The organism is Pontibacter deserti (genome assembly GCF_023630255.1).
In the GTDB taxonomy this organism is placed as follows: Bacteria; Bacteroidota; Bacteroidia; order Cytophagales; family Hymenobacteraceae; genus Pontibacter; species Pontibacter deserti.
Genome location: NZ_JALPRS010000001.1, coordinates 1,597,880 through 1,622,143 on the forward strand (window position 1 = coordinate 1,597,880; position 24,264 = coordinate 1,622,143).

Genomic DNA, 24,264 nt, shown 5'->3' on the forward strand with positions numbered 1-24,264 from the left:
CCTGTTGATAATAGCTCCCACACACGCCCAGCAAGTGCAAACCATGAACCTGGACAGTGTGCTGCAACGGATCAGCAATAACAACCCCATGCTGCAGATGTACGAAAGCAGATCTAAAGCTATGGATGCTTACTCCGAAGGTGCTAAAAGCTGGATGGCTCCTATGGTTGGCGGGGGTGTTTTCATGTCACCTTACCCAGGCGCTGAAGTGATGGAAGACCGCGACAAAGGTTCAATCATGGTTTCGGCGGAGCAGGATGTGCCCAACCCTGTTAAACTGCGAGCCAAGGAAAAATACATGAAGTCTCGTGCTGGTATTGAGTTAGCTGCAAAGGATGTTACTTATAACCAGCTTCGTGCTGAAGCCAAAACTGCTTACTACAATTGGGTGGTGTTGGAGAAACAGATGGCAGTGCTGAAAGATAACGAGCGCATTATGGAGTTCATGCTGAAGCTGGCCCGTATCCGCTACCCCTACAGCCAGGGCAAACTGGGCAGCATTTACAAGGCGGAGGCCAGGCTGCACGAAGTGAAGAACATGCAGCTGATGACGGCTAACCAGATCGAACAGCAGAACGTGCAGCTCAATACCCTGATGAATTTGCCTAAAGATCAGAAGTATAAAATTGACACCACGGTAACCATACCGGAACCTGCCATACTTGCTGTAGATACTACCTACCTGACCGGTGCCCGCAGCGACGTGCGCCAGCTCGACAGAACGATCGAATCGATGCAGCTGAATGTGCAGATGGAGAAACTGGAACGATTACCGGACTTTAAACTGCGCTTCGACCACATGTACCCGCGCGACCCAATGATGCCGCAGCAGTTCACGGCGATGGGCATGATCTCGATACCGATTGCGCCCTGGTCGTCGAAGATGTACAAGGCCAACACCAAAGCCATGAACCTGGAGATACAAAGCATGCAGCGCGAGCGCGAATCTATCCTGAACGAAGCACAAGGTATGGCCCGCAACATGGCCCTGGAGCTGAACACCATGCGCCAGCAGGCAGACAACTATAACAACAAGATCATCCCGGCTTTTAAAAAGAACTATGATGTGACCATGCTTGCTTACGAGCAGAACAACGCCGATCTGCCTTTGGTGATCGATGCCTGGGAGTCGCTGAACATGGCCCAGATGGAGTACCTGAAGATCCTTCAGTCACTCTTCCAGATGACCGTGAACTACGAAAAAGAGATAGAAAGATAAATTGTGAATGAGCGAATGTGTGTATGAGTGAATTCAAAACTTACGCACACATTCATTCACTCAATCACTCAATCAAAATTGAACATGAAACGATATTTGAATATACTTTTCCTTGCGCTGGCTATACTGGTAGCTGCCTGCAAAGGAGAAGACCATAAACATGCGGAAGGTGCTACGGAGTATACCTGCCCGATGCACCCGCAGATTGTGCAGAACGAGCCTGGCACCTGCCCTATCTGCGGCATGGACCTGGTGCCAAAAGCGGTGCATGGCGATGGCGTAGAGATAACCGAAGACCTGGCGTTCCTGCTGAAGCCTACAAACAGCACTGTGGTTGCCAGCATTGCCACGACCAAACCGGAGCAGAAAACGGCAGAGGCAAGTATAAAAATGGATGGCATTATCACCTACGATCCACGCAGGGTGTACTCAGTGCCGGCACGCGTGGGTGGGCGCATTGAGAAGCTGTTTGTAAAGTATAATTTTCAGCCGATCCGCAAAGGCCAGAAGCTGATGGAAGTCTACAGCCCGGACATGATCACGGCACAGAAGGAGCTTTTATATTTAGTACAGTCGGCTCCGGAAGATAAGCAACTGATACAGGCTGCCAGGCAAAAACTGCAGTACCTCGGTGCTACCAACGAGCAGATCAACCGCCTTATTAGCCGCGGCGAAGAGAGCTATACTTTTGCGCTTTACAGCCCTTACGATGGCTACGTGATAGACCTGAATGCAACTGCTCCGGCAGCCACGGCAAGTATGGCAGCAGCACCTGCAGCAGCCAGCGCAGGAGGCGGTATGGACGCGATGGGCGGAGGCGGTGCAGCCACAGCTGCTACACCAGCTACAGCACCCGCAACTCCAGCCGGACAAGCCATACAATTGCGCGAAGGCATGTATGTAACGGTTGGTCAGCCGCTGGTGCGTGTGGTAAATGCGGAGCAGTTATGGGCCGAGTTTAATGTGCCTGCCGGCGAAATGAGCTCACTGGCAAAAGGCTCACCTATAGTCATTAATTTCCCGCAATTGCCGGGTGAAAAACTGGAAGCAAAAGTAGATTTCTTTCAGCCGTTTTTTGACGAAGGCGAGAACTTTGCCAAAGTGCGGGTATACCTGCCACGCGACAACAAACAGGTGATGGTAGGTCAGTTAGTAAGCGGCCAAGCTACTTATAAAACAGAAGCTGCCCTTTGGATTCCGAAAGCTGCCGTACTGGACATTGGTACAAAGACAGTCGCCTTCAAAAAAGTGGATGGCGTTTTTGAGCCGGTTGCTGTTACCACTGGCGCAGGTGCAGGAAACGAGATCCAAATCACTTCCGGTTTAAAACAAACAGATGTGATCGCCGCCAACGCGCAATTCCTGGTAGACAGCGAAAGCTTTATAAGAGTTAATAACTGATTTGAAGATTAGAAAATTTGGAGATGTGAAAATTCACTCATCCACTCAATCACTCATTCAAAATTAAACATGAGACGATATCTGAACATACTCTTCCTGCTGGTTGCTATACTTGTAGCGGCCTGCTCTGTGGAAGAAAAAACACATGCAGAAGGCGAAAAGGCTGCCTATACCTGCCCGATGCACCCGCAAATTGTGCAGGACAAGCCCGGCACCTGCCCTATCTGCTTCATGGACCTGGTGCCGGTGTCGCAGTCCGATAAGGAGAACGGAGAACTGATGCTAAGCGAGAGCCAGATCGCGCTGGGCAACATCAAAACCAAACGTATAAAATCTGGTTCGGTGGGCAGCAATTCCATACTTACCGGCAAGCTGGTGCTCGACGAGACCCAGACTGATGTGATTAGCAGTCGCGCCGCCGGACGAATTGAAAAACTATACCTGAAAGAAAGCGGACAAACTATAAAAAAAGGTCAGCCACTATACGAACTATACTCTGAAGAGCTCCTGACGCTGCAACGCGAGTACCTGCTGTCTTTGGCGCAAAACCGTGAATTAGGGAAAGAAAACCCACGTTTTGCTTCGTTCCTAGAGGCTGCCAAAAAGAAGCTTCTGCTTTACGGTTTAACCGAAGGCCAGATCCGCAATCTTGCCAGAACAGGACAGGTTAGTTCGCGCATTACTTTTGTAGCTCCTGCCGGTGGTGTGGTTACAGAAGTAGCCGCTGCCGAAGGACAGTATGTGGCTGAAGGCGGCGTACTGTATCGCTTGGGAAAACTGGGCAAGATCTGGGTAGAAGCCGAGCTGTATCCGCAGGAAGTTGTTAACGTGAAAGAAGGAGATCCGATCAAAGTTTCGGTAGAAGGATTTGGCCAGGAGCCAGTTACAGCAAAAGTTACTTTCATTAGTCCTGAGTTCAGGGCCGGCACACAGGTTGCTATACTTCGAGCAGACCTATCAAACCTTAATGACCAGTACCTGCCGGGTATGCAGGCCAACGTTATACTTCCATCCGATATGGGGTCTAGTTTATCGCTTCCTACTGATGCAGTCATTCGCGACGAAAAAGGCGCCCATGTTTGGGTGCAGTCGGGTAAGGATACGTTCAAAGCCCGAATGGTAACACTTGGCGAAGAAAGCGCTGACAATGTAGCTATCCTTTCCGGGCTAAAAGAAAACGACAAGGTAGTAGTATCGGGCGCATACCTGCTTTACAGCGAGTTTGTATTGAAGAAAGGCGCTAACCCAATGGCCGGCCATCAGCATTGAGTTATACTTTATATGAAAGACTGCTGCAAAACCGGCGATGAAGAACCGAAAAGTAACTGGAGTAAATGGTGGAAGGTCATAGTTATTTCTGCCGTGGTGCTGGCCATATTTATAGTGCTTATGAATCAACTAAATTCTTAATTTTATACTTTAACCAAAACATGAAAAACATCATGAAGAAAACGTTTGTGGCTGCTGCCCTTGCAGCGTTTGTACTGACCTCCTGTGGAGAAAACAAGCAGGAAACTACTGCCGAAACCGAGAACATGGAGCACCACGAAGGTATGGCCCACGGCGACGCCATGCCAGCTGAAGGAAAAGTAGTGGTAGAAACTCCGGATTATACTTCAGTAACCGGTCCGGTAAAAGAACAGATCACAGCCGTAGTAAACAGCTACCTGAAACTGAAAGACAATCTGGTGGCTTCTGACGCGCAGAAAGCACAGGCTGATGCTAAAGCCGTAGTAGCGGCTGCTGAAAAAGTTGATGTTTCCGGATTGCAGGGCGAGCAGAAAACGTTTGCTGAAGAAAAACTGGGCGAAGTTAAACAGGCTGCCTCTAAAATGGCTGAATCTACAGACGTGGAAGCGCAGCGCGGCGAACTGGAACTGCTATCTGAAGCAACATTTGCCCTTACCAAAGCCTTTGGTGCTGCCGGCCAGACACTGTACTACCAGCACTGCCCAATGGCCAACAACGACCAGGGCGCTTACTGGCTGAGCTCAAACGAAGAGATCCGTAACCCATACTTTGGCGACGCGATGCTGAAGTGCGGTAGCAACGAAGAAGTTTATAGCAAAAAGTAGAAGTACAATACTTTAACCTTATATATAAAAGGTCATTACCCTTAACAGGTAATGACCTTTAGTTTTTGATAGTTTTTGAACTTATACTTTGATGTTTTTAAGGAACAGTTTTTTCAGTCTATCAAGTATACATCTTTTCATAGTACGCTCTTGCCAATCTATCTGAGTCGAAGAAGGGTATTACTTCCCTCATACTGTTTTTAATAATGGTAAGCCATTTAGCTGGTTGCTGATAATACAATGGCAGAATCTCCTGCTCGAGTGTATCCAGTAAGTTGGTAGCATCGTGCTTGTTTTGCTCATGCAAGGGTAGTGCAGCGTCAACAGGAGGAACCATAAAACCATTGTTACCATGCTTTATAAACTCAGGCACCCATCCGTCTGCAGTAGAAAGCAAAACTGCTCCATTCATGGCCGCAGACATGCCACTTGTACCGGAGGCTTCATGGGTTACCAAGGGGTTACTCAGCCACAGGTCTGCCCCCTGCTTTAATAGCTTGGATAATTTTAGCTCATAGCCTACTAATACAGAGCATTGCGGATGCTTCTTGCTCAGGTGTACCAAACGGTCGAAAACGGAGATAGCGCCATAGTCTGCGGGATAAGGCTTCCCTGCCCAGATGATCTGAACGGGCTCTTGGGTATTAGCCAGTAATCGTTCAAAGCGCTCCATGTCTTCCAGTATAAGGTCTGCGCGTTTGTAAGCGGCAAAGCGCCTTGCCCAAACAATGGTAAAAATGTTTTCATCCAGCAAATCACCAGTTTGGTCAGCAACTTCCTCGAAAAGCCGTTTCTTAAGTTTCTTTTTTCGATGCACTAATTTTTTATCATTGCCCTGGTTCAGGTAACTATATAAGTATGGGTCTGCCCAGTAGGCGTAGTTTTGAGCATTGGTGATATGGGTCAACGGACAAATGTCATGATACTTTCCCCATAGTTTATGCGCTACTTTACCATGCATTTCAGAAACACCATTCGCTTTGCGTGCAAGCCGAAGGGTGGCCAGCGTGTGGTCAAATGTATCTTGTTTTATACCTGTAATGTGTTTTACTTCATCTAGCGGCAGATAAGAGAAATAACCCATCTTATCGAGTAGCCGGATATCGGTTTTCTCGTTCCCATCCGCCTCTGGTGTATGTGTAGTAAACACCAGACTTTTTCTGATTTCTGCTACATCCCTGTGCTTCTGGTATAAGGCAAAAGCTAATGGTAAAGCATGTGCTTCGTTGAGGTGGTATACTTCCGGAGCAAGACCCAGGATCTCCAGTAGTTTGAGCCCTCCTGTTCCTAATAAAATACTGGCTGCTATTTTTGCTTCCTGGTTTGAATCATATAGTTTATGTGTGATAGACTGGGCTAAATAATCGTTCTCAGGCAGATTTGTGGTAAGAAAAAAAACCGGGGCTGTACTAAAAACCTTTGGAGGCAGGAAATAAACGCCAACCTGTACAGGTGCATGGTTTACTTTTATTTCAAACCTGATATCGGTTTTTTCCAGGAAAGAGTAGATCTTCTCTAAAAATAATACCCCCATGGTTTGGTCTGACCGATGCACCTGATCATAGTAACCATACTTCCAAAGGATGCCTATTCCGATTATGTTTTGTTTTAAATGATAAGCGCTCCGCATGTGAGAACCTGCCAAAAAACCCAGACCACCGCCATACGTTTTTAGGCATTGCGCGATAGCGTATTCCATTGAGAAGTATGCGACACGCTTTTGGTAAGCAGGTGCGTAAGCGTAAGGATGCAGCTCCTTTTTATAGTCCGTCATAACTACATGCTTTTGATAGTAGGTGTACGTTATCAGAAAGCACCTGTTATATTGCCGCAATAAACCTAACGGTTATTGTTTGCAGAATAGCCCTATCGCACCTGATGTACTTTCTTTTTTACTTTTCTGATACCTGGTGAGGACACAAAGTATAATACAAAACCGGACAAAACAGTGAAGAGCCCGAAAATAGAAAATGCTCTTAGCAGGATGTTACCGAAGTTATCACGGGATTCATAGTCCATGGTGTGCAGCATCCAGAAGAAATCGAACAGGCGCCACTGGTTATGGCGTATAGCCTGGAAAGTACCCAGTTCAGCAGAAACATATACTGTGCAATTATCCGGCTGACTAAATGTAACAGCCCAGGCTGGAAGTGGTTTTTCACGGTACTCGTGGTGCGCTCCTACTTCTGAAAGATATTCTACCTTCTCAACCTTAACCGGATCTGCGACCTGGCTTTTGGCTACAACAAGTGCTTCTTCTTTGGTTAGTGCAGGTATAAGTTTCCCGCTTGCTGCATTTGCCAACTGCACTTTAACATTAGAAGCCTGAGCAGGCATATGAGAACCTGCCGCATGTGCAGCATGGTCCATTGCACCAGAAAAATACCGAAGCTGATACACCGGCACCCCTGCAACTTCAATCAGTTGTATTGATAATACAGAATCCACCTGTGCTTTTGCTTTCAGGTTATCCAGCACCACCTGCGGAGATACCATATTCATAGAAGCAGAGAAATTCCTCTTTTCCTTACGCAGATGATCGCCGTGTACTTCATCAATATCGTTCCAGCTGAAGTAAAGACCACCTAAGGTCCAGAACAGAAATTGCACACCAAGTATAATTCCCAGGTAACGGTGCGATTTACGGATATAGTAGTTATTGCTCTTTAGCTTCATTTAGCTAATATAATAATAATAAGATATACTTTACAGGATCAAAGGTAAATTTTCAGGAAGTATAAACAAGCGTTCTATTGCAGCTATAGTAATTCCAGCACCCCTCTTTGCCATTCAATAAACTATGCGAATTTCATTATTAAGGCATTTGCTAAATATAATTTTTATAATATATTTGATTTTATATGTTTAACCTTATCAGCTTAAAGCATGAAGAAACTTTTTACACTTATTTTGCTAGCCTGTACAATTACTGCATTCGCGCAGGACTTTCAGCCAGGCAAACTCATTTTTGCGAATGGCAAAGAAATGACCGGATTAGTTAAAACATCTTCGGTGCAAGAAGAAAATGTTGTTTTTAAGGCGACAGATTCAGCTGCCAAAGAAAAAATCAACAGAGCAGAATTAAGCAAGGTTACTTTCCCACAGAAAGACTCTGATGCTGTGGTATATGTTCCGGTTCATACTGTTACTTATGGCCGGAAATCAAAAGAGCCATATTGGCTGCAGGTTTTAATCGAAGGGCCGGTGACATTATATGGACATGGCGCCACAATGAGTTTCAATAGAGGCGGCATGCCACATAATGTTTCGGATGTCACTTTTTATGCGAAGCGAACAGATGAAAAGGAAGCTACCTGGGTGGGTATGCACTTTACCTCAGGTGCGATGGGTGTGAATGTGCAGAACACCTTCAGAAAACAATCAGCTTTATACTTTGCCGACTATCCTGAGCTGGTTACCAGAATTGAAAATAAGGAGTTCAAAGTAACAGATCTGCCGGTTATAGTAACGGAATACAATAAATGGAAATCCGCAAAAAAATAGCATGCCTATGCCATTAAACAAAATGAGGCGCCTGATTTTAGGCGCCTCATTTTGTTTATATCATTCTATAATCACACTGTAGCCACCGGTACGGTTACTTTTAGCTTTTCCCAACTGATCACAACAGCACCTTTACCATCAGCCTCTGATACGATCTGGTACCGAAGCCGCTCCTGCGGCTGCGCTGTTGCTTCAGGCTTTACAGAAATGCGCAATACGTCTTCCTTCTCTGAGTAATCATCGGCCAGGTGCTGCTCCCAGTTTTTGTTAATGATGATGGCCCACTCGTCCTTACCCGGAATAGTGAACAACGCATATTTGCCGGCAGGCAACTGCTTTCCTCCTATCAGTATATCCTTATCAGTTGTAAAGCTGGTAGCCGAGTGTGCGCCAGTTACCCATACCTGATCATAAGCAACTAAACCACCCCAGATATTGCGGCCCCGCACGGCTGGTGAATGGTAGTTGATCGTCAGGTGTGCGTCATCGATCATACCATGCGCTTCTGCTTTCAAGCTACCTTTCAGCATATCCGGTTCTGCCTGTTCTTTGATTATTACAGCACCTTCACTCACCTTTGGAGTATGCGCTTCAGGAGCATGTTTGGCGTGCTGCGTTGCTTCTGCTGCAGGAGTTTCATGCTCGCTGGCAGGTTGGTTGCAGTAAGACAAAGTACCGCAAAGTATAAGGGCTAAAAAGCTGGTAGAGATTCTGGAGTTCATGTAGATTAGTTTAAGATTATTGATTATCCTGAGCTAAAACTACAAATTATTTCCTTTTGGCTTATATGCCTTAAGCACCCATCCTATAACTTCTTAACATTATACTTGGTACAAATTAATAGAGAGACACTCAAATTAATACATCCTGGAGGTAAGCAAGTATGGATCACCAACATCACAATCATCCTAAGCATAGTCAGCAAGAGCAGGCAAAAGAGCAGCAAGACAAAGTAACTGAACGGCTGGAGGAGAAAACGCTGCACGGCCACGAACACGCCATGCACGCAGACACCACCGGTCATCCGCCGCACGGTAAGCACGGCCACGATCACCACCGCATGATGATCGAAGATTTTAAAAAGCGGTTTTGGGTATCGCTGGTACTTTCCATACCTGTTATTATCCTGAGCCCGATGGTGCAACACATTCTGGGCTTTACGCTGGAGGTGCCTTATGCTATTTACATTGCTTTTATACTTTCTTCAGTTATCTATTTCTATGGCGGGTGGCCATTTTTAACAGGGCTGGTAGAGGAAATAAAAAAAGGTTCTGCGGGCATGATGACGCTCATTGGGGTTGCTATTACAGTCGCTTATCTCTATAGTACGGCTATTGTTTTTGGTCTGGAGGGTATGGACTTTTTCTGGGAGTTGGCCACGCTGATCGTGATCATGCTGCTGGGGCATTGGATCGAAATGCGCTCGGTGCTGGGTGCCTCCAAAGCGTTGGAACTGCTGGTAAGTATGATGCCTGCCGAGGCAATGCTGATCCGGGATGGTGAAACAGTAAAAGTGCGCATAGAAGACCTGCAGAAAGGTGACCTTATACTGGTGAAACCCGGTGAGAAAGTACCGGCCGACGGCGTAGTGGAGGACGGCGAAAGCCACCTGAATGAAAGCATGTTGACCGGCGAGAGCAAACCAGTGAAAAAGAACAAAGGCGACAAAGTGATCGGCGGCTCTATTAATGGTAATGGTGCCCTGCGGGTGCTGGTAGAGCATACCGGCAAAGAGAGCTACCTCAACAAAGTGATCACCCTGGTGCAGGAGGCGCAGAAAACCAAATCAGAAACCCAGCGCCTGGCTAACCGCGCTGCCAAATGGCTCACGTACATTGCGCTAATTGCCGGCTTCGGCACCTTGGCGGTATGGCTTATACTTGGACAGGACTTTGCTTTTGCACTGGAGCGGATGGTTACCGTGATGGTAATCTCCTGTCCGCATGCGTTAGGCTTGGCAGTTCCGCTGGTAGTAGCTATTTCAACAGCCGTTTCGGCTAACAACGGCCTGCTCATCCGCAACCGCACCGCCTTCGAAAATTCCCGCAGGATCACCACCATCATCTTCGATAAAACCGGTACCCTCACCCAAGGCTCCCACGAAATTGCCTCTGTAGTGACTTTTGATAAAACTATGGATGAACGCGAAATGCTGCGGCTGGCGGCTGGTGTGGAGCAGAACTCAGAACATTTTATTTCGCAGGGTATACTTCGCAAGGTTAAGGCAGAAGGTATAACGGTGCCCCCTTCTGAAGCCTTTAACTACCTGCCGGGTAAAGGCCTTGAAGGTATGGTGGACGGCCGGGATGTGAAAGTAGTTGGGCCAAATTACATCAAAGAGTATAACATACAGGTACCTGCCAGTACTGCCGAAGAAGGCGTGGAAACAGTTGTTTATACTTTGGTGGACGGACAACCGGTAGGCTACATCACCATGCGCGACCAGATACGTCCCGAATCTGCCGGCGCCATACAGGTGCTGAAAGAAAATGGTATCAAGAACCTGCTGCTGACCGGTGATAACGAGCGCGTAGCCAGAAGTGTAAGCGATAAACTGAAGATGGACGGCTACCTCGCGAACGTACTGCCGCACCAGAAACAAGACAAGGTAAAAGAGCTACAGGCAAAAGGTGAGTTTGTAGCCATGACCGGCGATGGTGTAAACGATGCCCCTGCCCTGGCGCAAGCCGATGTAGGCATTGCCGTAGGCTCCGGCACCGACGTGGCCGCTGAAACAGCCGATATTATACTAGTCAACAGCAACCCGCAGGACATCGCATCACTTATACTTTTCGGCAAGGCAACTTACCGTAAAATGATCCAGAACCTGATCTGGGCTACCGGCTATAACGTGATCGCGCTACCCCTGGCGGCAGGTGTGCTCTACAACCAGGGCATTATGATCTCGCCTGCCGTGGGAGCGGCTTTGATGAGTTTGAGTACCGTGATTGTGGCCATCAATGCCCAACTCCTGCGAAGGCAGCTAAAGTAACGGGCAACAACGTGTCTAATGCCGGGTCGTATAACCAAAATCATAAGTAACTGATAAACAGATAAACAAGTTACTTTTTTTAGTATTTCAGACAACCAATAAACCACAACTATGAAAAAACTTAATTTTAAAAAAGGCCTGGTTCTCTTTTCCTGCCTTATGGCTTTCTCATTTACAGCATGTAACGAAAATGCCAAAACCGTTGAAGAAACCACCACTGAAACCGAAGAAACAACAACCGGAGTAACAACTACTGATACAGCTGCAACCACGGGTATGGATACGACCGGTGCAGGAGGCGGTATGATGGCACACATGCATAAAAATATGGAGGAAATGCGTGGCATGCGAACAAATATGACCGGAGATCCTGATTATGACTTTGCTCAAATGATGGTCATGCACCACCAAGGGGCTGTAAGGATGGCAGACGACGAAATAGCTAATGGTACAGACACCAAAATGAAGCAGATGGCTCAGAAGACGAAGGAAACCAACCAGGCTGATATCAAAAAGCTGCAGGACTTCACGAGTAAACACAAACCAACCAAAGGAGATACAGCCACTACCAGCAGGATGATGCAGCCGATGGGCAAAATGATGGGCGATATGCACAAAAACATGGGTGATATGAGCAGCATGAACACCGACCAGAACTTTGCCCAGATGATGATCCATCACCATGAAATGGGCAATGAGATGGCGAGAGAATTTCTGAAACAAGGCAAAACACAGGAAATGAAGCAAATGGCACAGAAGACGATCGACCAACAAACGAAAGAGATAAAAGAGCTTCAGAACTGGCAGCAACAGAATAAATAACAACTAACCGAATAGCCAATAAAGCTGATACTACTCAATAAGGCCATCAAGTCACCATACTTGATGGCCTTTACATTTTCTTAAAACAAGTATACATCTTCCAGAAATAGATTATCTTTCAGTAAAAATCACTTATACTTCGCCGCATGAAGACTCTCCTGAACATCGTGTTACCTGTTATATTTTCCTTTGCTGTAATTTCCTGTACTTCGCCTGCAGAGCATACAAAAGAAAAATTGCTTGCTAATGGTCGTCAGCCGCAAGTCGCTATGGCAACAGATGGCACCACACGCATTGTGTACGGAGAAGATGAAACTATTTTCTGCGCCACTTCTTCGGATAACGGCCAGACCTTCTCACAGCCTGAGGTTGTAGGTAAGATTCCGGGACTTTTACTGGGGATGTCGATGGGGCCACAGATAGCAAGTTCTGCCAATTATACTATAGTTACCGCTATTGATAAAAAAGGTAATATCCATTCCTTCAGCCTGAAACATGGGACAGATAAATGGGTTAAAGCGGCAGATATAAATGATGTGCCAAAGGTAGCTGTAGAAGGATTGATGAGCGTTGCCAGCGATGATAAGGACAACTTTTATGCCGTGTGGCTGGATGTCAGGAATGACAAGAAAAACAAAATTGTGCTGGCTTCAACATCAGGTGCAGCCGGCACGTGGTCACCTAACCGGGTAGTATATCAATCCCCTGACAGTACTGTGTGCGAATGCTGCAAACCAAGTATAAACGTAAAAGGCGAACAGGTAACCTTGATGTTCAGAAACTGGGTGAATGGCTCCAGAGACTTTTACTATACCTCTTCAAAAGATAAAGGCCAGCATTTTTCTGCTGCAGAAAAACTGGGCAATGGCACCTGGAAGCTGGAAGGCTGCCCTATGGATGGCGGAAGTATACTGGTTGATGAAAACGATGAGGTGCATACAACCTGGCAGCGTGAAGGCAAGATATTTTATGCCAAAGCCGGAAGTCCGGAAGTGCAGTTCGGTAAAGGCCGTAACAGCCGCATCTGTGGGAACACAAATCCGGTTATAGTGTGGCAGGATAAATCTGAACTGAAGCTAAAGGCCCTGAATGCAGATAAGGAATTGGTAGTGGGCAACGGCAGCTACATAGAAGCTGCTCCAATGCCAGATAATACCACGTTGTGTGTATGGGAAAACGAGAAGAAAGTATACTTCAAGAGAATATAAATGCTTTATACTTTCACTTTCTTTAGCTGCTCTTCAGGTTATGTTCCTGCAGTAATGTTATGGCTTCTTCGTTGCCCTGTTGGTAAGCTAAGTCAAGTGCAGTTAGGCCACGAACATCTCTTATAGTCGTATCAGCACCATATTCCAGCATAAGCTTTACTAAGGCATTTCGCCCGAAAAGTGTGGCGAACATTAGCGCAGTACCGCCATTTCCGTTCTGTGTATTCAGCTCCGCACCTTTCTCGATCAGCAACTTTGCAATGTCTGGGTATCCTTTAAAACATACGCCCATTAAAGCGGTGTTTCCGCCACTATCCTGTGTGTTCGGGTCCGCTCCTGCCTCCAGCAGCAAACGGGTAACTTCCTCGTGCCCGTCGTAAGCCGCTATGATCAGGGGTGTAAATCCTCTTCCATCGGTTATACTTAGATTCGCGCCGGCTGCTATCCGTTGTTTTATATAAGCTGCATCCCCTCTCCGGGCTGCATCAAAGAGCAGGTGTTCTTCGCTGGTGGAGTAAAATGTCATAGGATTAATACTTAGATAGTTAGTTACAGGAGCGTACGCAACAGGAACTGAAATGGCTGTTCAATCTATTTTAATTGTACCGCCCGCTACGTTGCGGTGCCTCCAGGAAGAGCTGCAGAAAAAGCTTTTGCTCCGTTATAACAGAGCGCTGGTTTGGGTAATCTTTCAACCACCTGTTGGTAGTATACCCAAAGTGCTCATATCCTAAACTTATGTTCTTCAGAAGCCGCACCGTAACCCGTGGCCTTACAATCCCGATCGAATTGCTTCCCTTCAAGCCTTCAAATGTATGGAGCCAGAAATGATAGTATACAAAAGACGTGGATACATGTTTTCCAAGCGTTAAGGTACTTTCCACTTTGCTTTGTACACCATTGGTAAACGTATAATCTCTGAAACCATTTGTATCCGGGCCGAAGCGGGTGCTGTTACCTGCCAGCGGTACCACGCCCAGGTGCACATTGGTATACAGGTTTATACTTTTCCTGAATTCAATTTTAGAGAATACGCCGCCTCCAAACCCAAGCGCTCCTAACTCAAAATTACGTGTGTTCCAGAAATCATAATATTGAAAGGCACCTGTTAGTAGCGCCAGTTTGCCAATCTGCATGTTCCTGCCCAGCAAAATGCCATAACCTGTTACGTTATTGATCATGCCCCCTACAGTATCAGCTCCGGTACTAAATTCGGTGCGTAGCCTGAAAAAATCAAAAGGTTTGCGCCTTGCTACTTCAAAGGGCTTACCGTAATCAAGTTGCAAAGAGAGCATGGCATTGTTTCCTCCTTTCCCGAATACCTCGTTCTGCTGTTCGTTAAGGCGATGTATACCGGCAAATACAGTTAAATTGAGCGGCTCTTTTTCATATACATCCTTATCTGTAACCTGGAAAGTTTTCCCCTGCAACAACCTGTTAAACCCGCGTACCGGATTAATCAGCCCCGCAGCAATCTCACGCATTGCGCGTTCTCTTCCACGGGTTCGGTCATCAAGTATACTTGAACTTATGCGGTAAAAGATCTCGCCAAGTGCTGCGCCGTTCAGGGGCGTATAGATCATATCATTATAAGATGGTAAGGTGTTCTCTCCAAAGTATTCCCAGGTTAAGCTTCCTGCTATGGCAAAAGGTAACGACTGCCAGTAAGAATAGCCCTGCGACCGTGCCGCATTAAAGTATAAAGTACCCTGGTACGGGTGCCCGATAAAGTTTATCCCGAAATGGTCTGAATCCCATTCCGGCTCAGATTTCAGATTCTTCTCCCAGGTTTCTGAATTTACATAACTATAATCAGCCTTTGCGACATACCGGTTAAAACCCATGAATAAAGCATTTACTGCAATAACCTGTGCAGCAGGTTTCCAGACAGGAGCTCTTTTGTTATACACCGTATCATCTTCATCAAGCTGAGGTTCGGTTAAAGGCTGATGTAAAGCATTTAGCCTGTTGAATTTCTTTTTATCTGCAGACCTGAAAAAATAACATACCTCGTTTTTGCTACTCAGCTCAAGAGTTTTTTGCCCGTTTACTAATGCAGGTGGTACAGCAGCTGCAGGTATAATTTCTTTTGCCTGAACAATAGTGACGGAGAAAATAAGAATTATAAAAGTATAGCGTAATATCATGAGTAGCTTTCCCGGGTGTAGGAATTTACAGGCTTACCATTTTGAGTATGGGTTACCTGATAATTTTGAGACTCTTACGGGAACAGCTCTTAATGGTGACACGTACCTCTCTTTTACAGGTCAAACTCACCTTCTTTTATAGTTTCTGAAAAAAATTAAAATATTTTTTAAAACTACACAACCTTCTAAAACCTGCTCCCGTATATATGAATGGCTAAAAGTTGAAAAGTTTTTTATAAACTTATTCATAAACAGAAAGGCTCCTTGTAAAAGAGGAGCCTTTTTTGTTTTTATCCCTTCCTATCAGCAATGTGCTCCTTATACATCGGTCCGATGATGTTATACTTCTTTAAATTTACCCTTCACAAGTCAAACCTGTTAAAAGTTTACCGTATACTTCACAGAAACATCTATGGTACATGACATTTGATATAGAAGATTTTATTAACCGGGTTCCGCACGGAATTACGAAGCAGGAACTGGGACAGATGATCTATGAAGAGATCAGGGTTGCTGAGAACACCAAAGTAGGCTTTTTAGACCAGGCAACTGATAATCCGGAATTTTACGTGGACATAACCCGACAGCTGGATTTTTATATCAACCAGTTGAAGACCATTTACAACAGGCTGGCCCCAACTCCTATTGCGCTTGATGAAGAAGTATTTGCATCAGAACAACCAGATATAGACAAGATAAATGAACTGATCAAACGCATTGAAGATGCCGAGAGAAACAGGTGGTCAGGAATATAACCGGCAGCAGCTATACTTTAATTTTTTTCCAGTCGCCTTTTTTAAACAGTACCAACCCTGCAATAGTAATGGCCGTTTCAGCAACCGGTATCGAAATAAAAACACCATCGGGTCCCATCTCAAAATACTTTGCCAGTAAATAAGCCAGCGGAATCTGGAACAACCAGAACCCAAAGAAGTTGATTCGGGTTGGGGTCCAGGTATCGCCGGCTCCGTTAAAAGCGTTCATCAGTACCATACCAATACCATAAAAGATGTAGCCCGTGCTCATGATATAAATAGCGCGTGCCGCAATAGCCTGTATCTGGGTATCATTGGTAAAAAAAGAAACGAAAAAGTTGGCACCACCCAATGAAAGTATAGTTACCAGCAGCATAAAGCTCACGTTATACTTTGCCGTTTTTATAACCGACTGCTCTGCCCTTTGTAGTTGTTTAGCCCCCAGGTTTTGCCCCACCAGCGTGGCCGCCGCGTTGCTTAGTCCCCAGGCTGGCAACATAAAAAACATCATCAGGCGTAGCGCCGTCTGGTAACCTGCCGACCCATGGTCGCCACCGGTAACAGCCACCAACTGCGCCAGGAAAATCCAGCTGCACGAAGCTATCACAAACTGCAATACGGCCGGTGCTGCAATCTTGACTAATGCGCGTATCTGCTGCCAGTCAGGTATAAAGTAAGGCAGTTTGATTGAAAGTGAGCTTTTACAACCCAGCAGAAAGTATACTTGGTAACAAACACCTGCTCCCCGCCCTAGTGTAGTTGCAATAGCAGCACCTGTTAAGCCAAAAGCAGGTATAGGTCCGAAACCATTTATAAACACCGGGCAAAGTATAATATTAATGATGTTAGCTACCCACAGGCTCTTCATGGCAATGGCTGCGTTTCCAGCTCCCCGGAAAATACCGTTCAGCAGAAACAGCAGCATGATAAACACACTGCTTCCCATCATGATCTGCATAAACGGTGTACCCTGCGTGGCTACTTCCTGCGATGCTCCCATCCATAACAGTATATCACTGGCTAAAATAAAACCGGCTATACTTAGTAAGGTGTTGATGAAAACTGCAATAAGCACGGCCTGCACACCGGCTTTTGACGCAGCAGCAGGATCTTTTTCGCCGATGCGCCTTGCTACTACAGCTGTTGCCGCCATACTTATACCTATAGCCAGCGAATAAACGATTGCCAGTACCGATTCTGTGAGTCCTACTGTTTGTATGGCGTAGCTGCTGTTATGCAGATGACCTACAAAGTATAGATCGACCAAAGCAAACACCGACTCCATGATCATCTCCAGCATCATCGGGATGGCCAGTAGGATAACCGAGCTCCTGATACTGCCTACAGTAAAATCGATTTCTTCGCCGCGCAAAGACCTTTTCAGGATTGCGTAGAAATCAGAAAGCCTGCTAAAGAATAACCCTGACCGAAGCATACATTGTAGAAATTGAAACTAAGTTAGGCAAACAACAAGGTATAAACCTGAGCAAAAGTGAACACCATAGCCCTGATGACGCACATACCAGCTACTAATTTATACTTTTAACGCTTCAGTTTATACTTTACTTAAAAGCTACCTGGTAAATGTTATCTCCTGGAGCTATTCTCTTACCTTTGGTTATCGGGTTACCTGTATCAGATTCGGAGCAGGTATACCCTTAAACCCTGAAAGTATAAGCGCAGAAATTTATGGAGAATTTTGGGTCTGACCCACAGATACTAGTTGACCTTGTAAAGATGAGAATGCCTTTTGGCAAGTATAAAGGCACTTTTATCAGTGATTTGCCGGTATCTTATCTGGAATGGTTTCAGCGGGAAGGTTTTCCTCCGGCCAAGCTGGGTATGCTGCTGGCTACTATGTATGAGATTAAGCTAAACGGGCTGGAATACCTGTTAACTCCCATCAAAAAACTGAGGAAATAAGCTTTTGCTTATACTTCAGTGGCAAGTATAAACTACAGATCAATGGCTTTTTTTGCCGGCATATACTTCCCGTGCTTCTATAATCTGGTGGATATTCAGTTTTGCCCAGTCAGCCAGTTCCAGTAGCTTTAACAGCAGGCTGTGGCCCAGTGCTGTAAGTTCATACTCCACGCGCGGTGGAATCTCCGGGTATATAGTTCGTTTTACCAGTCCGTCTTCTTCCAGCGAGCGCAGGGTTACCGTTAGCATCCGTTGTGAAATGCCGGATATCAACGTCTTTAGCTCGTTAAAACGTAACGTTTCTTTCCGCCCCAGCATCAGGATGGTATAAATAGACCACTTGTCCCCAAACCGGCCCAGAATATCTTTCACCGGACAGCAATTCTCATTACTGGCTTTGTCCAGCAATATTTTATCTATTTTTTCCCGGACCTTAAGCTGCTGATTATCAGTTTTAGTTACGCCCATGATACTTAGTATTACGATGATGCCTACTTGACTTACCCAAATATACGCAATAATTTTGAGTTACTAAAAGTAACCTAGTATTGAATTTATACTTACACGTTATTGTTGTACCTACATGAACAATATATTAGAATCACTGGAATGGCGCTATGCGTCTAAGCGAATGAACGGCGAGAAAGTGCCGGCTGAAAAAGTAAATAATATTCTGGAAGCTATACGTCTTGCCCCATCTTCTATGGGTTTGCAACCTTACACTGTCCTGGTAATAAAAGACGAAGAATTGAAGAAGCAGATAAGACCTATTGCGTATAACCAGCCACAAATAGAAGAGAGTTCTCACCTGCTGGTGTTTGCTGCCTGGGATGACATTACCCCAGCACATATTGATGAGTTTATCAGCCATACCGCAGCGGTGCGCAACATGCCGGAAGAAGCACTGACCGACTTTAAAAACACCTTGTTAGGCATCGCTGAAAAGAACACAAAAGAAGAAAACTTTGTATGGGCTGCCAAGCAGGCTTATATTGCTTTCGGAACAGCTCTGGTTGCAGCTGCCACTGAGAAAGTAGATGCAACGCCAATGGAAGGATTTGACAGTGCTGCACTGGATAAGCTTTTAAACCTGGAAGAGAAAGGCCTGAAAAGTGTTACCTTGCTGCCTTTAGGTTACCGCGATGCAGAAAACGACTGGCTGGCAAAACTGCCAAAAGTTAGACGCCAGAAAGAAAAGCTGTTTATACTTCAGTAAGCATCAGCGCTTATAGTTAAAGTATAACTTACAACTAATTTAAAACTTTGAAAATGAACAAACAGAAGATTAAAATAGATATAGTATCTGATATTAACTGCCCCTGGTGTTATGTTGGGGAGCAGCGCCTGAATAAAGCTCTTACCGAAACAGGTGGAAAGTATGAGTTTGAAGTAAGCTTTAAGCCTTTTGAACTGAATGCAGCCATTGCCCCGGAAGGTATGGAGAAGCAGGAGTACTTTAAAAACAACTATGGTCCTCAGATCCTGTCTCAGTTGGATGCCATGAACCAGCGTTTAGCAGCTGTAGGTAAAGAAGCCGGTATCACTTTTAACTTCGACAGGTCTACAAAAGTGAACAATACCTTTAATGGTCACCGACTTATCTGGCTGGCTGGCGAATGTGGTGTACAGGAGAAAGTAGCAGAAGCGCTTTTTTATAGTTACTTCACGGAAGGCAATGACATGAACGATACAGCTTTGCTAACGCAAATAGGTATTGCCAATGGTATTCCAGCCGAAAAGCTGGAAGGTTTCTTTGAAAGCGAAGCAGGTAAAAACGAGGTTCGTGAGATGGAACAGTGGGCGCAGGCTTCCGGAATTACCGGTGTTCCAGCCTTCATCATCAACGACCAGTATTTAATAAGCGGCGCACAACCCAAAGAGGTTTTTCACCAGGTGTTTGCACAGGTAGCGCCTACACTACAGGAAATTAAAACTGAAGGTGAAAGCTGTGGTATAGATGGCTGCTGCTAATTAAACTGTAAAGCATAAACAAAAAGCACCTGATATCGGGTGCTTTTTATTTTATTAACCTATCTCTAAAATTCGGGTATAAAATTGATTAAATCTATACTTTAACTACCACTATATTCTGCTACCTTCACGAGCTGCTTGCCTATGTTTTCGCCTTTAAACAAGCCCAAAAATGCATGCGGCAACTGGTCAAAACCTTCCACAATAGTTTCTTCATACTGTAATTTACCTTCCTGTAACCAGCCTGCCAGTTCTGCGGCGGCTTCTCCGAATCGGTCAGCATAATCACTTACTATAAAGCCCTTCATCAGCGACTTCGTTTTAAGTAAAATCGGTTCTACGCGAGGCCCCATAGGCGGTGACGTGGCATTGTATAAAGAGATCTGCCCACACACGGCGATCCGGGCAAAATTGTTGAGCAAACTATAAACGGCGTCTGATATCTCCCCACCTACATTGTCAAAGTATACATCCACCCCATTCGGGCAGGCAGCAGCAAGCGCGTTTTGTATATTGGGTGTTGATTTATAGTTGATGGCTTCATCAAAACCCAGCTCCTCTTTCAGGTAATTTATCTTGTCATCAGATCCTGCAATCCCAATCACACGACATCCTTTCAGCTTTGCTATCTGACCCACAACCGTACCCACTGCACCTGCCGCTCCGGATACCACTACTGTCTCGCCCGGCTTAGGAACGCAGATAATAAGCAGCCCACAATAAGCCGTAAGGCCGGGCATACCAAGTATACCCAAATGATAGCTCAGCGGTGCCAGATCCGGGTTAATTGACATCAGGCCCTTGCCATCAGAAATGCTATAGGTTTGCCAGGGCAGGTTACCCAAAACCACAGTACCTTGCGGCAGTTGTGCATTATGGCTTTCAATTACTTCGGCTACCACACCACCCATTATCGGTTCGTGCAGCTTGTATGGCGGCACATACGATTTCGCATCGCTCATGCGCCCCCGCATATAGGGGTCAACAGAAATGTAAAGCGATTTCAGAAGCACCTGGCCTTCCTGCAGTCCGGGTAACTCCTCTTCTTTAAATTTAAAGGTATTGTCGGTGGGCAAGCCCTGCGGGCGCTCGTTCAGTAATATACTTCTTGTTTTCATAGTTTATCGGAATCAGGTATAAACTAATAACACGCAGAAGCTTATAATGGAGTTATACTTTGAGATTTAGGAAAGTAGCTTTTAGATTAATGCCTGATAATCCGGCCATCTTCCATCTCAATGATCCTCCCGCTGCTTTCGGCAAAGCTCTGGTCGTGGGTAACTATAAGCAGGGTTTGATTATGTACTGCGGCAAGCTCTTTAAAGATCTCAAATACATGCTCGCTGTTTTTTGTATCGAGGTTGCCAGTTGGCTCATCGCCCATAATAATATGCGGGTCGTTTATAAGCGCTCGGGCAATGGCAACACGCTGCTTTTCACCACCTGAAATTCTGTAGGCTTCTTTTGTAGCCAGATGTCCGATGCCCAGCATGTTAAGCCGCTCCATAGCCCTGTGCTCTATTTCCTGTTCACTAAACCTGTTCAGTTTCAAGCCGGGCAGCATCACGTTTCGCAGCACCGAAAACTCGTTGAGCAGGTAATGAAACTGGAACACAAACCCGATCTTCTCATTCCGGATCCTGGCAAGTTCTTTATCGCTCCGGCCTGTCATCAGTTCTTTGTCTATCAGCAGTTCACCTTCATAGTCGGTATCCATGGTAGAGAGTATGTACAGCAGCGTAGATTTACCGCAACCAGATTTCCCGATCACAGATACAAACTCTCCTTTGTTTACAGAAAAGGTAATATCATGTAGCACCTGCACCGTTACCGGGTCATGAAACTCTTTATTGATGTGCCTTGCCTCAAGTATAATATCCTGCATATTATTTACCCCTTATTATTTCTACAGGGTCTACTTTGCTGGCTTTACGCGCCGGAAAGAAACCTGCAAAGTAGGTGGTGATAAGGGAAAAAGAACCGCCAATAAAATAAAAGATCGGGCTATAGTTAACCGGGTAAGTTTTTACAGTTGGCAACGCAGCCGTAACAAAAGGAATATTATCGATGATAACGGAAAATATGAAACCAAAGACAAGACCAACCATGCCACCAAAGAACCCAATGCTGAGCGCGATCAGGAGAAAGATCCGGTTAACGTCGCCCCCTGAAAAACCTGTAGCTTTAAGTATAGCAATGGAATCCATTTTTTCGTAGATCATCATGTTAAGGATATTGAAAATGCCAAAGCCTGCCACGATCAACAGTACTACGCCAACTGAATAAGATATAAGCGACCGGATGTTACTGCCTGTTTCGAATTGGGCATTTGCGGTCTGAATATCTTCGGCATCAATGTCAAACAACTGAGCATACTCTTTGGCTACGGCAGGTGCCATTTCCAGGTCGTGTAGTTTCACCTGAATATCTGTAATGTAATTGGCTGGTTTGCCCATCAGCTTTTGTGTGGTGCCAATGGAAGCATAACTCTGTACCTTATCTATCTCCTGTATCCCGGACTGGAAGTATCCGACTACTTTCAGAGAGAAGCGCTCGCCCTGCGCAGTAGTAACCTGCACCACATCCCCGATATCAGCTACCAGAATGTCTGCGAGGCCTTTACCAAGTATAATACTGTTGGCTATGTTTTTGGCATCTATGGCATTACCAGAAGTTACGTAATCCTGGAAATTGAACAGCCTGCTCTCCTCTTCCACATCAATACCATTGATAACACCAGTGATTTCGATGGTGCCTTCGTTGTAAAAGACCTGGGTTGTAAGTTTTGGAGCAGCACCCTGCACGCGTGCATCCCGTTTTACGGCCTGCATAATGGGGCCACTGTTATAGATTTCCTGCCGCGTTATACCTGATTTTACTGATTGGATGAAGTTATAGGAGTTCTTAAATTCAGGAGAAACATTAACCGGCTGGTTATCGCTTGGCTTGATCTGGTTATAAAGCCGCACGTGCGGTGTACGGTTCAGGATAAGCCCATCCAGCAGGTCGTTCAGGCCGTTCATAAAACTGAGCAGCGTAATAAACATAGCAATACTAAACGTTACACCAATGGCAGCAACCAGCGTTTGTCGCCAGCGGGCCAGCAGCAACGATTTTGCTATGCCAAATATTAGCTTGCTGTTCATTGTACCGGTTTCAGTAGCACATCATCTTTCGTCAAGCCATCGAGTATTTCCACCTTCTGGTAATCTTTCAGACCAGTTGTAACAGGCACTTTTTCTTTATGCTCTGTCAGCACATAACTTCCATCCAGCAGGTATTCACGGGGTATGGTAAGCGCATTTTTTTTAGCCTGTATAATAATATTGGCCTCAGTGGTAAGGTTTGGGTATAGAGCCGGCGGTGCCGATACAAAGCTTGCCTCAACAGTAAAAGAACGTGTTCGCTCATTCATGGCTGGGTTTATTTTATACACTTTGCCTTCAAATACCTGCCCTTTATAGCTATCGAGGTTCAGAAGCACCCGCTGGCCTGGCTTTACGCGCGCTATATCATACTCATCTACCTGCAGTTCCAGTATAAATTCATTGGCATCCCCTATAACTGCCACCGGCACCTGTGGGCTTACCATCTCCCCCTGCTCCTTCAGTACGCTGTATACTTTGCCATTGGTCTCACTTTTCACAGTGTAATCACCTGTCATCGTCTGGCTTATCTGCAGGTTCTTCTGCGACTGCCTGGCTGCAAAATTCAGTTGCTTTTTCAGATCGCTATACCGGAGAACGGCTGAGCGATAGGCGGTAACCGAATTTTTATAGTTTAATTCCCTTTGCTCCAACTCTACCTGCGTACCTATTTGCTTCGCCCACAGGTTTCTTTGCCTCACCAGCAATAGCGAGTCGTTCTGTTTTCTGCTTCGCGCCAGGTCTATAGTTTCCAGTAATTCGTTGAGTTTTTCCCTGTTGGCACTCACACTGGAATATTCGGCAGCGATCCGTGCATTTTCGGTGCTAAGACGGGCAGCTTCGTTATCCACTTTTATTAGCGGGTCACCTTTCTTCACTACATCCCCTTCCGTTACCAATATCTGCTGTATAATGCCACTTACTGTAGGAAATACTTGGTATTGGTTCTTACTTTTTACGACACCTGATGCATATACAGATTCAGAGATATCTTCTACTGTTGGCTGTGTTTTCTCCTGCTTGCCTTGGCAGGAAAAAAGCAGCAACATCAGCATAAAAAGCAGGTAGAATAGTTTCATAAGGGTTATTCTTTGTTAGATA

Annotated in this window: 24 protein-coding genes; 13 read left to right on the forward strand and 11 right to left on the reverse strand. The window is 45.6% G+C overall.

The window, feature by feature from the left end; genetic code table 11:
• The first annotated feature begins 43 nt into the window (after positions 1–43).
• From MJ612_RS06870 to MJ612_RS06885, 5 genes are all read left to right on the forward strand, one after another.
• Complete coding sequence (locus tag MJ612_RS06870) at positions 44–1,219, forward strand: TolC family protein (protein WP_250419082.1); 1,176 nt, start codon at positions 44–46, stop codon at positions 1,217–1,219.
• An 84-nt stretch (positions 1,220–1,303) separates the two neighbouring features.
• Positions 1,304–2,620 (forward strand): efflux RND transporter periplasmic adaptor subunit, encoded by a 1,317-nt coding sequence (locus MJ612_RS06875; RefSeq protein WP_187032692.1) that lies wholly within the window; start codon positions 1,304–1,306, stop codon positions 2,618–2,620.
• 69 nt (positions 2,621–2,689) lie between these two features.
• Positions 2,690–3,889 (forward strand): efflux RND transporter periplasmic adaptor subunit, encoded by a 1,200-nt coding sequence (locus MJ612_RS06880; protein ID WP_187032694.1) that lies wholly within the window; start codon positions 2,690–2,692, stop codon positions 3,887–3,889.
• A 12-nt stretch (positions 3,890–3,901) separates the two neighbouring features.
• Positions 3,902–4,030, forward strand: a complete 129-nt coding sequence (locus tag MJ612_RS18330) for a hypothetical protein (RefSeq protein WP_255487998.1) — start codon at positions 3,902–3,904, stop codon at positions 4,028–4,030.
• Positions 4,031–4,050: 20 nt separating this feature from the next.
• Positions 4,051–4,695, forward strand: coding sequence for a DUF3347 domain-containing protein (locus MJ612_RS06885; RefSeq protein ID WP_250419083.1), 645 nt, complete (start codon positions 4,051–4,053; stop codon positions 4,693–4,695).
• Between the two features lie 121 nt (positions 4,696–4,816).
• Here MJ612_RS06885 and glgP read toward each other — a convergent pair whose 3' ends face one another.
• Together glgP and MJ612_RS06895 are read right to left on the reverse strand one after the other, a co-directional pair.
• The gene (glgP, locus tag MJ612_RS06890; protein ID WP_187032696.1) at positions 4,817–6,469 is read right to left on the reverse strand and encodes an alpha-glucan family phosphorylase; all 1,653 of its coding nucleotides are present in this window, start codon (positions 6,467–6,469) and stop codon (positions 4,817–4,819) included.
• Between the two features lie 92 nt (positions 6,470–6,561).
• The gene (locus MJ612_RS06895; RefSeq protein WP_187032698.1) at positions 6,562–7,371 is read right to left on the reverse strand and encodes a PepSY domain-containing protein; all 810 of its coding nucleotides are present in this window, start codon (positions 7,369–7,371) and stop codon (positions 6,562–6,564) included.
• A 210-nt stretch (positions 7,372–7,581) separates the two neighbouring features.
• Between MJ612_RS06895 and MJ612_RS06900 the strand changes: the two genes are divergently transcribed.
• Positions 7,582–8,199 carry a hypothetical protein gene (locus MJ612_RS06900; protein WP_187032700.1) on the forward strand — a complete coding sequence of 206 codons (618 nt, stop codon included), beginning with the start codon at positions 7,582–7,584 and terminating at the stop codon, positions 8,197–8,199.
• Positions 8,200–8,270: 71 nt separating this feature from the next.
• Here MJ612_RS06900 and MJ612_RS06905 read toward each other — a convergent pair whose 3' ends face one another.
• The gene (locus MJ612_RS06905; protein ID WP_187032702.1) at positions 8,271–8,921 is read right to left on the reverse strand and encodes a DUF2911 domain-containing protein; all 651 of its coding nucleotides are present in this window, start codon (positions 8,919–8,921) and stop codon (positions 8,271–8,273) included.
• A 161-nt stretch (positions 8,922–9,082) separates the two neighbouring features.
• Between MJ612_RS06905 and MJ612_RS06910 the strand changes: the two genes are divergently transcribed.
• From MJ612_RS06910 to MJ612_RS06920, 3 genes are all read left to right on the forward strand, one after another.
• Positions 9,083–11,191: a copper-translocating P-type ATPase gene (locus MJ612_RS06910; protein WP_187032704.1), complete on the forward strand. Its 2,109-nt coding sequence runs from the start codon at positions 9,083–9,085 to the stop codon at positions 11,189–11,191.
• 111 nt (positions 11,192–11,302) lie between these two features.
• Entirely contained in the window at positions 11,303–12,013 is a 711-nt protein-coding gene (locus tag MJ612_RS06915; protein WP_187032706.1) for a DUF305 domain-containing protein, read from the forward strand.
• A gap of 146 nt (positions 12,014–12,159) precedes the next feature.
• Positions 12,160–13,221, forward strand: coding sequence for a hypothetical protein (locus MJ612_RS06920; protein WP_250419084.1), 1,062 nt, complete (start codon positions 12,160–12,162; stop codon positions 13,219–13,221).
• A 22-nt stretch (positions 13,222–13,243) separates the two neighbouring features.
• On the opposite strand, the gene MJ612_RS06925 is transcribed toward MJ612_RS06920, so the two are convergent.
• Positions 13,244–13,747, reverse strand: coding sequence for an ankyrin repeat domain-containing protein (locus MJ612_RS06925; protein ID WP_187032708.1), 504 nt, complete (start codon positions 13,745–13,747; stop codon positions 13,244–13,246).
• A gap of 70 nt (positions 13,748–13,817) precedes the next feature.
• Positions 13,818–15,368, reverse strand: a complete 1,551-nt coding sequence (locus tag MJ612_RS06930; protein ID WP_187032710.1) for a DUF3943 domain-containing protein — start codon at positions 15,366–15,368, stop codon at positions 13,818–13,820.
• Positions 15,369–15,787: 419 nt separating this feature from the next.
• Between MJ612_RS06930 and MJ612_RS06935 the strand changes: the two genes are divergently transcribed.
• A complete protein-coding gene (locus MJ612_RS06935) occupies positions 15,788–16,123 on the forward strand; it encodes a hypothetical protein (RefSeq protein WP_187032712.1) in 336 nt (111 codons plus the stop codon).
• Between the two features lie 10 nt (positions 16,124–16,133).
• Here MJ612_RS06935 and MJ612_RS06940 read toward each other — a convergent pair whose 3' ends face one another.
• Entirely contained in the window at positions 16,134–17,558 is a 1,425-nt protein-coding gene (locus MJ612_RS06940; protein ID WP_187032714.1) for an MATE family efflux transporter, read from the reverse strand.
• A 254-nt stretch (positions 17,559–17,812) separates the two neighbouring features.
• Between MJ612_RS06940 and MJ612_RS06945 the strand changes: the two genes are divergently transcribed.
• Positions 17,813–18,046, forward strand: coding sequence for a DUF3820 family protein (locus tag MJ612_RS06945; protein WP_187032716.1), 234 nt, complete (start codon positions 17,813–17,815; stop codon positions 18,044–18,046).
• Positions 18,047–18,085: 39 nt separating this feature from the next.
• On the opposite strand, the gene MJ612_RS06950 is transcribed toward MJ612_RS06945, so the two are convergent.
• A complete protein-coding gene (locus tag MJ612_RS06950) occupies positions 18,086–18,514 on the reverse strand; it encodes a winged helix-turn-helix transcriptional regulator (RefSeq protein WP_187032718.1) in 429 nt (142 codons plus the stop codon).
• A 115-nt stretch (positions 18,515–18,629) separates the two neighbouring features.
• Between MJ612_RS06950 and MJ612_RS06955 the strand changes: the two genes are divergently transcribed.
• Entirely contained in the window at positions 18,630–19,262 is a 633-nt protein-coding gene (locus tag MJ612_RS06955; RefSeq protein ID WP_187032720.1) for a nitroreductase family protein, read from the forward strand.
• Positions 19,263–19,315: 53 nt separating this feature from the next.
• Entirely contained in the window at positions 19,316–20,017 is a 702-nt protein-coding gene (locus MJ612_RS06960) for a DsbA family oxidoreductase (RefSeq protein ID WP_187032722.1), read from the forward strand.
• Positions 20,018–20,118: 101 nt separating this feature from the next.
• Here MJ612_RS06960 and MJ612_RS06965 read toward each other — a convergent pair whose 3' ends face one another.
• From MJ612_RS06965 to MJ612_RS06980, 4 genes are all read right to left on the reverse strand, one after another.
• Complete coding sequence (locus MJ612_RS06965) at positions 20,119–21,135, reverse strand: NADP-dependent oxidoreductase (protein WP_187032725.1); 1,017 nt, start codon at positions 21,133–21,135, stop codon at positions 20,119–20,121.
• 86 nt (positions 21,136–21,221) lie between these two features.
• The gene (locus MJ612_RS06970; protein ID WP_187032727.1) at positions 21,222–21,902 is read right to left on the reverse strand and encodes an ABC transporter ATP-binding protein; all 681 of its coding nucleotides are present in this window, start codon (positions 21,900–21,902) and stop codon (positions 21,222–21,224) included.
• A 1-nt stretch (position 21,903) separates the two neighbouring features.
• Entirely contained in the window at positions 21,904–23,163 is a 1,260-nt protein-coding gene (locus MJ612_RS06975) for an ABC transporter permease (protein ID WP_187032728.1), read from the reverse strand.
• Positions 23,160–24,242, reverse strand: a complete 1,083-nt coding sequence (locus MJ612_RS06980; RefSeq protein ID WP_187032731.1) for an efflux RND transporter periplasmic adaptor subunit — start codon at positions 24,240–24,242, stop codon at positions 23,160–23,162. The genes MJ612_RS06975 and MJ612_RS06980 overlap by 4 nt, the downstream gene beginning before the upstream one ends.
• Positions 24,243–24,264: the final 22 nt, after the last annotated feature.

Coding starts and splice junctions, on each gene's coding strand:
- MJ612_RS06940 (WP_187032714.1), bottom strand. CDS start 17,558: ATGCTTCGGTCAGGGTTATTCTTTAGCAGGCTTTCTGATTTCTACGCA.
- MJ612_RS06885 (WP_250419083.1), top strand. CDS start 4,051: ATGAAAAACATCATGAAGAAAACGTTTGTGGCTGCTGCCCTTGCAGCG.
- MJ612_RS06920 (WP_250419084.1), top strand. CDS start 12,160: ATGAAGACTCTCCTGAACATCGTGTTACCTGTTATATTTTCCTTTGCT.
- MJ612_RS06930 (WP_187032710.1), bottom strand. CDS start 15,368: ATGATATTACGCTATACTTTTATAATTCTTATTTTCTCCGTCACTATT.
- MJ612_RS18330 (WP_255487998.1), top strand. CDS start 3,902: ATGAAAGACTGCTGCAAAACCGGCGATGAAGAACCGAAAAGTAACTGG.
- MJ612_RS06925 (WP_187032708.1), bottom strand. CDS start 13,747: ATGACATTTTACTCCACCAGCGAAGAACACCTGCTCTTTGATGCAGCC.
- MJ612_RS06945 (WP_187032716.1), top strand. CDS start 17,813: ATGGAGAATTTTGGGTCTGACCCACAGATACTAGTTGACCTTGTAAAG.
- MJ612_RS06970 (WP_187032727.1), bottom strand. CDS start 21,902: ATGCAGGATATTATACTTGAGGCAAGGCACATCAATAAAGAGTTTCAT.
- MJ612_RS06910 (WP_187032704.1), top strand. CDS start 9,083: ATGGATCACCAACATCACAATCATCCTAAGCATAGTCAGCAAGAGCAG.
- MJ612_RS06870 (WP_250419082.1), top strand. CDS start 44: ATGAACCTGGACAGTGTGCTGCAACGGATCAGCAATAACAACCCCATG.
- MJ612_RS06965 (WP_187032725.1), bottom strand. CDS start 21,135: ATGAAAACAAGAAGTATATTACTGAACGAGCGCCCGCAGGGCTTGCCC.
- MJ612_RS06900 (WP_187032700.1), top strand. CDS start 7,582: ATGAAGAAACTTTTTACACTTATTTTGCTAGCCTGTACAATTACTGCA.
- MJ612_RS06975 (WP_187032728.1), bottom strand. CDS start 23,163: ATGAACAGCAAGCTAATATTTGGCATAGCAAAATCGTTGCTGCTGGCC.
- MJ612_RS06980 (WP_187032731.1), bottom strand. CDS start 24,242: ATGAAACTATTCTACCTGCTTTTTATGCTGATGTTGCTGCTTTTTTCC.
- MJ612_RS06950 (WP_187032718.1), bottom strand. CDS start 18,514: ATGGGCGTAACTAAAACTGATAATCAGCAGCTTAAGGTCCGGGAAAAA.
- MJ612_RS06935 (WP_187032712.1), top strand. CDS start 15,788: ATGACATTTGATATAGAAGATTTTATTAACCGGGTTCCGCACGGAATT.
- glgP (WP_187032696.1), bottom strand. CDS start 6,469: ATGACGGACTATAAAAAGGAGCTGCATCCTTACGCTTACGCACCTGCT.
- MJ612_RS06895 (WP_187032698.1), bottom strand. CDS start 7,371: ATGAAGCTAAAGAGCAATAACTACTATATCCGTAAATCGCACCGTTAC.
- MJ612_RS06905 (WP_187032702.1), bottom strand. CDS start 8,921: ATGAACTCCAGAATCTCTACCAGCTTTTTAGCCCTTATACTTTGCGGT.
- MJ612_RS06955 (WP_187032720.1), top strand. CDS start 18,630: ATGAACAATATATTAGAATCACTGGAATGGCGCTATGCGTCTAAGCGA.
- MJ612_RS06960 (WP_187032722.1), top strand. CDS start 19,316: ATGAACAAACAGAAGATTAAAATAGATATAGTATCTGATATTAACTGC.
- MJ612_RS06880 (WP_187032694.1), top strand. CDS start 2,690: ATGAGACGATATCTGAACATACTCTTCCTGCTGGTTGCTATACTTGTA.
- MJ612_RS06915 (WP_187032706.1), top strand. CDS start 11,303: ATGAAAAAACTTAATTTTAAAAAAGGCCTGGTTCTCTTTTCCTGCCTT.
- MJ612_RS06875 (WP_187032692.1), top strand. CDS start 1,304: ATGAAACGATATTTGAATATACTTTTCCTTGCGCTGGCTATACTGGTA.